This is a genomic window from Staphylococcus sp. GW821-FHT11H10 (assembly GCF_058807855.1).
The window spans coordinates 1-11,630 of the sequence record NZ_JBXARC010000015.1 but is presented as its reverse complement, the minus strand read 5'-3'; the positions used below and the strand labels follow the sequence as shown (position 1 = coordinate 11,630).

Genomic DNA, 11,630 nt, shown 5'->3' with positions numbered 1-11,630 from the left:
TTTAACACTCCTACTCTGTAATTATTTTATGAATTAATGTTGGTGTTGTTGCTTGTGCTTGAATTTCAATACTTTCATCAAGTTTCTTAATAACGTCGTCAACATTTTCACGATTACTGTGAATGGTTAATAAAGATTCTCCCTCTTTAACAACGTCTCCTACTTTCTTGTTTAATACAATCCCAACACTTAAATCTATTTCATCCTCTTTAGTTTGTCTCCCTGCACCTAACATCATTGAAGCAACACCAATTTCATTAGCAATAAGTTCTGAAACTACGCCACTTGATTGAGCTTTATACTCGATTTGATATGTTGCTGTTGGTAATAATTCAGGCGCATCAACTACTGAGGCATCGCCACCTTGATTCTCTAAAAATGTTTTGAATTTTTCTAAAGCTGAACCATTTTCAATTGCTTCATTTAATAATTGACGTGCTTCCTCAAGTGTATTTGCTCTATTAGCTAGAACTACCATTTGAGAACCGAGTGTTAATACAAGTTCAGTTAAATCTTCTGGTCCTTTACCATTTAATGTATCAATAGCTTCTTTCAATTCTAAAGCATTACCAATTGCTCGACCAAGTGGTTGGCTCATGTCAGAAATAATAGCCATTGTATTTCTACCTACATTATTCCCTATACTAACCATAGCATGTGCTAACGCTTCAGCGTCCTCTAATGTTTTCATGAAAGCACCGTTACCAGTTTTAACATCTAAGACGATAGCATCAGCACCCGCAGCAATTTTTTTACTCATAATAGATGATGCAATTAAAGGAATTGAGTTAACTGTCCCTGTTACATCTCTCAATGCATAAAGTTTCTTATCAGCTGGAGTTAAATTACCTGACTGTCCAATAACAGCAACTTGATTTTCATTAACAAGTTTAATGAAATCCTCTTCAGAGATTTCAACGTGAAATCCTTTGATTGATTCTAATTTATCAATTGTTCCACCCGTATGTCCTAAGCCACGACCACTCATTTTGGCTACTGGGACACCCACTGCTGCCACTAGAGGCGCTAATACTAATGTAGTGGTATCACCAACGCCTCCTGTTGAATGCTTATCAACTTTAATACCATTGATTTTTGATAAGTCAATCACATCACCTGAATTAACCATTGCCATAGTTAATGCTGCACGCTCTTCGTCATTCATATCTTGGAAAAAGATAGCCATAGCTAAACTCGATGCCTGATAATCTGGAATATCCCCATTCGTGTAACCTTTGATAAAGAATTCAATTTCTTCTTTTGATAATGATTTACCATCGCGTTTTTTTTCAATAATATCTACCATTCTCATAATTCTGAACCCCTCTCAAAATAAGCTGTTGTATCTGTGTGCTGTTACGTTAATTGCATTATTAATAATCAGAATCTGACTCTAAGCCTTGAATAATTTGAACACCTGCACTCGCACCTATACGCGTAGCACCTGCATCAATCATTTTGTTGAAATCTTCCAAACTGCGAACGCCACCTGATGCTTTAACCTCTAATTCGTCTCCCACTGTATCTTTCATTAATTTCACATCTTCAGGTGTAGCGCCTCCCCCAGCAAAACCAGTTGATGTTTTAACGAAATCAGCACCAGCTGCTTTCGCTAATTCACTTGCTTTAACTTTTTCTTCATCTGATAAAAGCACAGTTTCAATAATCACTTTTACTGTTTTTCCATTTGCTGCTCCAACTACGCCCTCAATGTCTTTTTGAACATCTTCAAATCTTCCATCTTTAAGTGCGCCGATATTGATAACCATATCAAGTTCAGTTGCGCCATTTTTTATGGCATCTTCAGTTTCAAAGATTTTAGTAGCAGTTGTAGTAGCACCAAGTGGGAAACCTATAACGGTACAAACCAATACACCAGAATCATTTAATCGTTCTGCTGCATATTTTACATGTGTAGGATTTACACAAATAGATTTAAAGTTATACTCTTTGGCTTCATCAATAATTTGATCGATTTGTTGACGTGTAGATTCAGGTTTCAATAATGTGTGATCAATAAATTTAGCATAATTCATAGTAGTTTCCTCCAATATGTTGTTAAATTTAAATGATATTCCATCTAATTGGAATATTAACTATTTAAATTAATATAGTCCTCTCATTTCTATAGTACAAAAATTCGCAAAAAAGTTAAACAAATGTTATCTTAATCTTAACAATCATGATAAGGAGAAGATATTAATGACAAATGGCACACCTCATATTCAACCTAACGGAACAAAAATCGCAAAGACTGTTTTAATGCCTGGCGATCCATTACGTGCAAAATATATTGCTGATAACTTTTTAGAAAATGTTGAACAATTTAATGAAGTTAGAAATATGTTTGGTTACACAGGTACATATAAAGGAAAAGAAGTTTCTGTAATGGGATCAGGGATGGGAATACCAAGTATCGGTATTTATTCTTATGAGTTATATAATTTCTTTGATGTTGATACTATTATTCGCGTAGGTTCATGTGGCGCATTACAAGAGAATGTAAATTTATATGATGTCATTATTGCTCAAGCAGCATCTACAAATTCTAATTATGTTGATCAATTTAATATACCTGGTCACTTTGCTCCAATAGCTGACTATGAACTCATCACTAAAGCTAAAAATGTAGCAGATGAAATAGGAGCAGTAAGCCATGTAGGTAATGTTTTATCTTCAGATACATTCTACAATGCTGATAAAACATTCAATGATAATTGGCAAAAAATGGGTATATTGGGTATAGAAATGGAATCAGCAGGTTTATACTTGAATGCAATTAATGCTGGTAAAAAAGCGTTAGGTATTTTTACAGTTAGTGACCATATTCTAAGAGACGAAGCAACTACAGCTGAAGAAAGACAAAATTCATTTACTCAAATGATGGAAATAGCATTGGAAATCGCCGAGTAATATCAAATTCTAATAGATAATAAAAGGTGCTTGAGACGATAATGAAATCTCAAGCACCTTTTTATATATTAATTAAACTAAATATGATTTGAACATCCAATTGTGTTTATCAACAGAATTTTTCATACCGATGAACATATCTTCTGAAACATCATCGCCAGCTTCTCCAGCTACTTCTATAGATTTAACTAATTGCTCTGAGATATGAGTTAAATCATTAGAGAAGGCTTCAACCATTTGTTCAGCTGAGTAATTTTTACCCGCTTCATCAACGATAGAAATTTCAAGACTTTCTTTCAATGTACCTACTGGATTTCCACCAATTGCTAAAATACGTTCTGCTAAGTCATCTACATATTGACTAGCTTCATTGTATAACTCTTCGAACTTCTCATGTAATGAGAAGAAATTAGGTCCTTTAACATACCAATGGAAATTGTGCAATTTAGTATATGCTACTGTCCAGTTTGCAACTTGTTGATTTAATTCTTTTACTACATCTTGTTGACTCATTATATTCTCTCCTTGTACTTCTAAATTGTTTTCTCTTTATTACAATTATTATTATATTATAATGATTATAATCTGTAAATAGTTATGCTTAACTTTTTTATCACTAATTTTTATAACTACCTTTTCTTATTAACTATTAAAACTTATATAACAGTATTTGAAAAGTAATTTGCATCAGCAACTAAAATAATATATATATTTACTAACAAACCACTCATTATCAATTATGATAATATTTTATCAATTAGATGCGTTTATCATCTATGAAAAAGGATTTTTCATATTCATTTGGATTATGCCAATGCGTCTTCCACATCCTATTTCGATTATTTGCAAATAAATTATACGCTAGATCTCTTATTTGACGTGGAATAACTTTAATTAACAATCCTAACCACTTGTATTTCGTTGTAGTCATGATAAGACTAGCAATCGCATTGGATTTAAACTCTAAATGTTGACCACGTTGTAAAATCACGCTGTTTTTATTTAATGCTTCTGGATGTTGTTCAAATAAGTGTTGCCCTGCTTCCCCTTTTAAAGTTGCGAATTCATAACTCTTAGGAAGTCCATTCTGTATTAACCAAATGCAATAGTTATAACAATAAACACAATTACCATCGTAATAAATAATAGGCATTTCTTTCACCTTCCTCTAAGTCTTATTATTAATATTCCATGCTATGCCTTACATTAAACACTAAAAATGTCCATAGCATAGCATGCCTTTAACTATGAATGTTTTAAATTTGATATAAAATATTAAAGCCATAATAATAAAATTAAAAACCTGAGACATAGTAAAACGTCTCAGGTTTAGTTATCTTAAGTTATTCATGATTTACTTTTACAATTCTTGTATATTTAAGAAATTGATTTGAATATTTGCGTTTTATATCTTCTAGACGGTCGTAAGTTACACCAATAATATGCCAGTTCGGATTAAAATGATAGAATGAATCTTTTTCTCTTGACCATTTTACCATTTGTCCCTCTTTATTATATCTAGGTAAAGTTACTTCATATCCTTCTAACACATTGATGTATGTTTGGAAAATGTCAGGATCAATTCTATTAAAATTATCAATGACTAAATAACTTTTATCATTTTTAGGCATTAATTGAGTGATAAAACCTTCGCGATAGTATAAGGCACCAGTTTCATTTGGTAAATATTTACCATATAACATGTCCTCTGTAAAATCCGGATGTCCACTAGTTATTACAGGATTTGCATTTGTCTTTTGTAATAAATTATTTGCCGCTTTCAATCCTTCTTCTCGTTGTTCTACAACCAACAATATAAAAGGTTTTATTGAATCATCATGACTTGCTGAATCAATTTCAGTTTTTTTAATTGTTTCAAAAGGTGTTTTCACACCATCATTATTACTCATTTCAATAATAGCATCGTATTGAGTTTGACTCATGCTTGCGATGGCCTGTTTCGCATTTTCTTGTAAAAAATAAAGATTTTTTAATTTAGGATGTTTATTTAATGCACCTAATGTCACTGGAGTAATATGCTTATCATAATATATTTCAATGGCAGTACTATTTGTTCTCCCAGGAATAGGTGGTTTCTCATGAATATGTCGAGAAACTTCTCCAATACCTACCACTGACTGATCTTCATATTTATTATAGAAGATAAGATTATCTCCTATTTCTAACTGATTGTAAAAATGATATCCATTACGTTTAATGCCGTTATACGTATGAGTATAAATAGTATAATATTCTCCTGATTCAAATGACTCAGTTTCAGAAAGGAAGAAATAACGTGGAAGTTTCTCTTCACCTTTACCTAGAGAAACAATTAAATCATACTCTTCTTTAGTTAATTGATTAATTAATGTTTCACGCATATTATTCATGCGAAAATCAAGCGTTTCACTACGTTTTAAATAATCAGTAGTAAGTGGTTTTAATAGTTCATTAAATTTAAATTCAACTCTAATTTTATTTTGAGCACCTGTTTGAACACTAATAATTTCTCCAATACCAAGTAATCCAGTATCTGTTTGGACTTGATAAAATATAACTTGATCCCCTGTCTTAGCCTTTTTGAAGGCTCTAAAACCTTGAGTAGGGTTGAATTGAGCTCCAGATTCAAATAATGTTGTTTGACCTACTAACGGTTCATTGTGATTCCATCTAGTATAGCCACAGTTAAGCCAAAAGTAATTTACTTCTTCTTCCATTGTGGGTCTCCTTTAAATTAATTCTCGAAAGTTATTATGTATTTTAATTGATTTCATTGTATTTTAATTAAATGCTATGTTTAGTAAGTTATGCTATAAATCTTAACATATCGTCGTTATTTATGTTTAATTTTTTTAGTATTTTATCTCAATTTAATAAGTTGCTAAAAAGGGGAACATTCAGAATCCATTATTAATAATTCTAAATATTCCCCTATGCATTAATTTAATGAGGTGCTAGTAAACTACCTAATAATGGCATTAGATTGATCATGATGCCACCAAGTTTTAGTAATCCACTTAAATCTTTATCTTTAATGGTAATAATTGCACTTATAATACCTAATATAGCAACAACTCTAGGAATAACAAGTGAAGGATATTGTGGCATATTGAAAAAGACACCTGCCCCAGCTATCACACCACATACTAAAGAGATATATAAAAACTGTTTCAATATTCACACTCCTCTTTAATACAATGAATCATTTATAACACGAACAATAAAAATCAAATATAACTAATGATTAGTGTAAAGTCTCCTTCAAAGACACTATCTAAGTCTTCTGAAGTCAGCACAAAATTGGAACCTTTTTGAATCTTGAAGATTTCTCCATCAATAATAATTTGTCCATCACCATTTAAAACTGAAACAAGACAAAATTCTCTAGGTTTCATATAATTTAATGTCCCACTAACTTCCCATTTAACCATTGTAAAGAAATCATTAGACACAATGTGACTACATTTATGATTTTCAATAATTTCATTTTCAGGAACGATACTAGGTAGTTCTTGAGAATATTGAATAACATCTAATGCTTTATCAACATCTAATGAAGAACTATTTTCACGTTGTCTATTATAATCATATAATCTATATGTAATATCTGAAGATTGCATTGTTTCATATACAGTTATACCTGAACCGATTGAATGTATAGTACCAGCAGGAATAAAATAAAATTCCCCAGGTTGTACTTTAACTCTTTTTAAAGATTCCAATAAATTATCTTGGTTAATCTGATTTTCCAGTTCTTCTTTAGAGTTAACCGTAGTACCAATTAAAACTTCAGCATCTTCTTCTGCATCAATAATATACCAACATTCTGATTTGCCATATTGCCCATTTTCAAATTCATAAGCATAAGAATCATCTGGGTGAACATGAATCGATAGCGGCTCATTCGCATCAACTATTTTGCACAATAACGGAAAATCTTTGCTTGGAAAATCACCGAACAATTCTCTATGTTGCGTCCAAACTTGGTCTAATGTTTGTCCAGCATAAGGCCCGTTAAGGATCATACTCTTTCCATTTGGGTGTGCAGAAATCCCCCAACATTCTCCTGTGGATTCACTAGGTATATCATAATTGAATTGAGTTAATTTATTACCGCCCCAAATTTTCTCGAAAAAAATAGGCTTTAAAAATAATGGCATAGTTGCACCCCCTAAAACCATTAAAGGCTATATTCTCTATTTCTAAAGTAAATGATAATATCTGATTTATATGTATAAAACTTAAACGTTAATTATGTAAAAGTGTAATTATATTCAAAATAATTATTCAACATCACATGTGTTACCATTCGTATCTTTATTATATCAACTTTATCTCTATTTTAATAGAAATTATTTAAATGATAAAACACATAAAGAAGTGGGATAGAATTCAATTAGAATTCATTATCCCACCACAACTGAAATAATTACTATTAGTTAAAGTTTAATGAAAGCATTTTTTAACTCAATGATTATCTTTAAACAACTCATTTATTCAAATGAAGACAATGCTTCGCTTATTGTTTGATTACCTGTAATAACTTGGAATTCTTTATTAATGAATTTATTCTCAGATAAAGCAACCTCTTTTAACACAGATGCCACATCTTCTCTATGTATAGAACCTTTTCCATCAAAGTATAAATCAGTCTCTATTTTAGAAGTTCCTTCTTTATCTTCTAACGCACCTGGATGAACAATCGTATAATTTAATCCAGAATTTTTTAAGTGTTCATCAGCATAGTGCTTAGCAATTGTATATGGTTTTAAATCACCGCTTGGATCAAATGCTTCACGACGAGCATCATACGTTGACACCATAATATAATGTTTAACATTGGCTTGTTTACTAGCTTCAATTGTCTTAATGGCACCATCTAAATCTACAATAATCGTTTTGTCAGCACCTGTACTGCCACCAGAACCCACAGTAAATAAAACTTTATCATAACCGTTAAATGTTTCAGTTAAGTCTTCAATACTATCTTTTTCTACATCAACTAAAGTTGCTTCAATATTATCTTGCTTTAATGTTTCAATTTGTTCGTTTTTACGTACACCAGCTGTAAAATCTACCTGATCTTCTTTAAGTTGCTTTACTAATTTAGAACCTACTCCACCGTTAGCACCTATAACTAATAAACTCATTCAAATCGTCCTCCTTAATATTACTACTTCCATCAATTTACCACTTAAATAAAAATTAAAACGTAAGTCATTTTTGACATAGTCAATCATGTATATTAAATTAATATATGAACATATATTCATATATTTAAGAGGTGATTTATTTGAATGTATCTTTAAGCAATTGGAACGAAGATGCTACCTTATTACAGACTACTGAAATTTTTAAAGCACTAAGTGATACAAATAGATTAAGAATTCTATTATTGTTAGAGCAAGAGGAATCTAGCGTTGGTCATATTACACATACGCTAAACTTGAGCCAGTCTAATGTTTCTCATCAACTTAAAATTCTTAAACAAGCTAGACTTGTTAAATCCTTAAGACAAGGTCAATCAAAAATCTATTCGATTGATGATCAACATGTTTCAACCCTATTGAAACAAGCCATTCATCATACGAAACATCTAAGAGGTGAAGTTTCAAATGACTAATCATTCTCATACACATTCACACAACCATTCACATGTACACACTAATAATAAAAAAATTTTAGCCATTTCCTTTATTATTATTGGGCTTTTCATGGTGATAGAAATTGTAGGTGGCTTTATTGCTAATAGTTTAGCATTATTATCTGATGGACTACATATGTTCAGCGACACAGTTTCTCTAGGTGTTGCCCTTGTTGCATTTATTTATGCTGAAAAGAATGCCACATCTAGTAAAACATTTGGTTATAAACGTTTCGAAGTTTTAGCTGCATTGTTTAATGGCGTCACTTTATTTGTTATTAGTATAGTTATTATCGTTGAAGCAATTAAAAGATTTTTTGCACCACCCGAAGTTCAATCAACAGAAATGTTTATTATTAGTTTAATAGGCTTAATAGTTAATATCGTAGTAGCACTTATTATGTTTAAAGGCGGAGATACCAATCACAATTTAAATATGCGTGGTGCGTTTATACACGTACTAGGAGATTTATTAGGATCTGTTGGTGCAATTATTGCCTCAATACTCATATGGACATTTAATTTTACAATTGCAGATCCAATTGCGAGTATAGTGGTTTCACTGCTAATTTTGAAAAGTGCATACGGAATTACGAAATCATCTATTAATATTTTAATGGAAGGAACGCCCTCTGACATAGATTTAGAACAAGTCATCTATACAATAATGGGTCATGAGGAAATACAAAATGTTCATGATTATCATGTTTGGACTATTTCTAATGATATGAATGCATTAAGTTGTCATGCAGTTGTAGATAAATCACTTACGATAGAGGCTTGTGAGCAATTACTTAAACAAATAGAACATGAATTAGCACATCTTAATATACAACATATGACGATTCAATTAGAAACACCAAAACATCAACATGACGAATCAATTTTATGTTCTGGATTTATGCATCAACACTCACATTAGTATAACCTATTAAAAATTAATCAGGGGTTAGACGTTGAATTCGAATTGAATTCTGTCTAACCCCTATTTTTTACAACTTATAAAAAATGTTCAAAAATGAGTTGCTTCGCTGGCACTTGTTTTTCATCGAACCCTTGTAAATATTCTTCATTATCATAAGGTAGCTTAATTCTTTCGATTGAAAACTCGTTATCATTAATCGTTACAATACCGTACACGGCATTGGCTCCATTGTTTAAACCTACTGCGCCAGGATTAAAATAAATTGTTTTATTATCATCATATAAATGCATTTGATGATTATGGCCAAATGCAATCAAATCAGCATCTTTATCTTTAAATAATTCAATAATATTTTCTTTACTATTTTCAGTAATTGGACTAAACGGCTGTCCTTCAATACCAGTCTCCAATTTTTGATTCTCAATTTCATAATGAATGAATAGTAATTTTTTTCCACAAATAGTTTTTTCGATATATCTAGGTAATAAATTAAGCTGGTCATAGTAATCTTCATCCATATGACTCTCTATCCATTGATGATGCTCATAAAATTTATCCTTCAAATCTTCAGGATAAGGCGTGTTATTTACTAATGACATAACCGCTTCATCATGATTACCAGCTATAATTTCCATATCATCACGATCAAATATTGTATCGAGTACTTTATTTGTTTCATGACCAATTCCGATATTGTCCCCGAGATTGTAAATTTTATCGATGTCTTCTCTATTATCAATATCATCTAAGACAGTTTGTAATGCATCGAAATTACCATGCACATCTGTAATAATCGCGAATTTCATGATGATATCTCCTTTCAAAATTTAATCATTAGCATATTTTAACACTTAATCTTCAAATATGTTAGATATTATTTTAAAAAAAGTATAAATTTTGATATTGTATTTATATTAAAGTAAAGGAGTGCTTATATTTGTTCAAATATCATAGTTTGGCATTAAAAAATGCTAAACCGCAAATTCTTAAGACGATTTTGTTTAGTATCGTTAGTTTCATTGTAGTATTTGCGGTTTTTGCTGTTGCTAGAACTTTCTTTATGCAATATTTCATGCAAATGCAGCTAGCAGCGCAATTACAACAATCATCGGGTCCGTATTTAATTATTATGATCCTGGCTTTATTATTGGGATTATTATTCTTTATATTTGCAGGTTATCAATTACTAGCAGGTGCAATTAATGTTATTGCAAAAGCAATTTCAAGAGAAGATGTTCATTTCAATGACTTATTTGTTGCATTCAAAAAAGGTAAATATGGTAAGAGTTTAATTTTATCATTAATCTCAATTGGCTTATTTATAGTGATGTACTTAATCATAATGGCATTAAATTATTTATTTAATTTAGCATTAACACCTTTATTTACATCATTACAGTCAGCTGTAAGTTCATCTGATAATGCAATTGCCATTTTACTAACAATTCAAATCATTATTTTAATTATTATTGGATTAATTACATCAATCGTATCATGGTTCTTTTTCATTTTAATGATTAATTATACTGTTTCATTAGTAAGAGAATCTAACTATAGTGCCATGTCTCACTTTAAAGATGGCTTTAGAGGTATTAGAAATGGCCATAAAACTTGGTTTAAATTCTTTATAGCTGTTCTTTTAATCAATTTAATTATTATTATCATTACTCAACCACTTGGTACAATTCTTTCTGTAACAACTGGAAACATGTCTCAAAAAGTTGCTACAGTCATTCTGTATGTAGCACAAGTAATTATTGTTGTATTACGATTAATCCTTTATTTTGTTCTTATGATGGGTGCAGTTCAGTACTTCTTAAAACGTGGTGAAAAATTAAATAAAACTACTAACGAGAAGAAGAAAAAGCACAAAAATAAAGATAAAAGCGTAACTAATAAAAATGAAACATTGAGTAATCAACAAAAAATTGACAATACTCATCAACCTTCTAAAAACAATGTTGAAGGACATTCAAATAATGTTACAAACAATGTTAAACAAAAATCTGAGAATGCCAAAGATGAAGTAAGTCATAATTTCAATAAAGATAAATAACACAAATAAGAGTCTGGGACATAAAGTTCTTGGATAAGTGAAAAAAAGACAATTTCTATTGAAATAATATAGAAATTGTCTTTTTTATAAAT

13 protein-coding genes are annotated in these 11,630 nt (G+C 30.7%); 4 read left to right on the top strand and 9 right to left on the bottom strand.

Annotated features, from left to right (window positions below; all coding sequences use genetic code 11):
* Positions 1–10: 10 nt before the first annotated feature.
* Together AC1RRU_RS08770 and deoC are read right to left on the bottom strand one after the other, a co-directional pair.
* Entirely contained in the window at positions 11–1,312 is a 1,302-nt protein-coding gene (locus AC1RRU_RS08770; protein WP_016931221.1) for a pyrimidine-nucleoside phosphorylase, read from the bottom strand.
* A gap of 61 nt (positions 1,313–1,373) precedes the next feature.
* Positions 1,374–2,036 carry a deoxyribose-phosphate aldolase gene (deoC, locus tag AC1RRU_RS08765; protein WP_033079613.1) on the bottom strand — a complete coding sequence of 221 codons (663 nt, stop codon included), beginning with the start codon at positions 2,034–2,036 and terminating at the stop codon, positions 1,374–1,376.
* 166 nt (positions 2,037–2,202) lie between these two features.
* Between deoC and deoD the strand changes: the two genes are divergently transcribed.
* The gene (gene deoD, locus AC1RRU_RS08760) at positions 2,203–2,913 is read left to right on the top strand and encodes a purine-nucleoside phosphorylase (protein ID WP_033079614.1); all 711 of its coding nucleotides are present in this window, start codon (positions 2,203–2,205) and stop codon (positions 2,911–2,913) included.
* A gap of 72 nt (positions 2,914–2,985) precedes the next feature.
* Here the strand turns inward: deoD and AC1RRU_RS08755 are convergent, their stop codons facing one another.
* The 6 genes from AC1RRU_RS08755 to AC1RRU_RS08730 form a co-directional block, all read right to left on the bottom strand.
* Positions 2,986–3,429 carry a Dps family protein gene (locus AC1RRU_RS08755; protein ID WP_029376676.1) on the bottom strand — a complete coding sequence of 148 codons (444 nt, stop codon included), beginning with the start codon at positions 3,427–3,429 and terminating at the stop codon, positions 2,986–2,988.
* Positions 3,430–3,670: 241 nt separating this feature from the next.
* A complete protein-coding gene (locus AC1RRU_RS08750; RefSeq protein ID WP_016931224.1) occupies positions 3,671–4,066 on the bottom strand; it encodes a thiol-disulfide oxidoreductase DCC family protein in 396 nt (131 codons plus the stop codon).
* Positions 4,067–4,256: 190 nt separating this feature from the next.
* Positions 4,257–5,630: an EVE domain-containing protein gene (locus AC1RRU_RS08745; protein ID WP_011275204.1), complete on the bottom strand. Its 1,374-nt coding sequence runs from the start codon at positions 5,628–5,630 to the stop codon at positions 4,257–4,259.
* A 226-nt stretch (positions 5,631–5,856) separates the two neighbouring features.
* Positions 5,857–6,087, bottom strand: a complete 231-nt coding sequence (locus AC1RRU_RS08740) for a hypothetical protein (protein WP_011275203.1) — start codon at positions 6,085–6,087, stop codon at positions 5,857–5,859.
* 53 nt (positions 6,088–6,140) lie between these two features.
* Positions 6,141–7,073, bottom strand: a complete 933-nt coding sequence (locus AC1RRU_RS08735) for a type I phosphomannose isomerase catalytic subunit (RefSeq protein ID WP_011275202.1) — start codon at positions 7,071–7,073, stop codon at positions 6,141–6,143.
* Between the two features lie 333 nt (positions 7,074–7,406).
* Positions 7,407–8,063 (bottom strand): SDR family oxidoreductase, encoded by a 657-nt coding sequence (locus AC1RRU_RS08730; protein WP_070855353.1) that lies wholly within the window; start codon positions 8,061–8,063, stop codon positions 7,407–7,409.
* 143 nt (positions 8,064–8,206) lie between these two features.
* On the opposite strand from AC1RRU_RS08730, the gene AC1RRU_RS08725 reads away from it, so the two are divergent.
* Both AC1RRU_RS08725 and czrB read left to right on the top strand, forming a co-directional pair.
* Complete coding sequence (locus tag AC1RRU_RS08725) at positions 8,207–8,536, top strand: ArsR/SmtB family transcription factor (RefSeq protein ID WP_011275200.1); 330 nt, start codon at positions 8,207–8,209, stop codon at positions 8,534–8,536.
* A complete protein-coding gene (czrB, locus tag AC1RRU_RS08720) occupies positions 8,529–9,479 on the top strand; it encodes a CDF family zinc efflux transporter CzrB (protein WP_011275199.1) in 951 nt (316 codons plus the stop codon). Before AC1RRU_RS08725 ends, czrB begins: the two co-directional genes overlap by 8 nt.
* 77 nt (positions 9,480–9,556) lie before the next feature.
* Here the strand turns inward: czrB and AC1RRU_RS08715 are convergent, their stop codons facing one another.
* On the bottom strand, positions 9,557–10,288 hold the full coding sequence (locus AC1RRU_RS08715) for a metallophosphoesterase family protein (protein WP_011275198.1): 732 nt from the start codon (positions 10,286–10,288) through the stop codon (positions 9,557–9,559).
* A gap of 131 nt (positions 10,289–10,419) precedes the next feature.
* On the opposite strand from AC1RRU_RS08715, the gene AC1RRU_RS08710 reads away from it, so the two are divergent.
* A complete protein-coding gene (locus tag AC1RRU_RS08710; RefSeq protein WP_016931225.1) occupies positions 10,420–11,538 on the top strand; it encodes a hypothetical protein in 1,119 nt (372 codons plus the stop codon).
* Positions 11,539–11,630 lie beyond the last annotated feature (92 nt).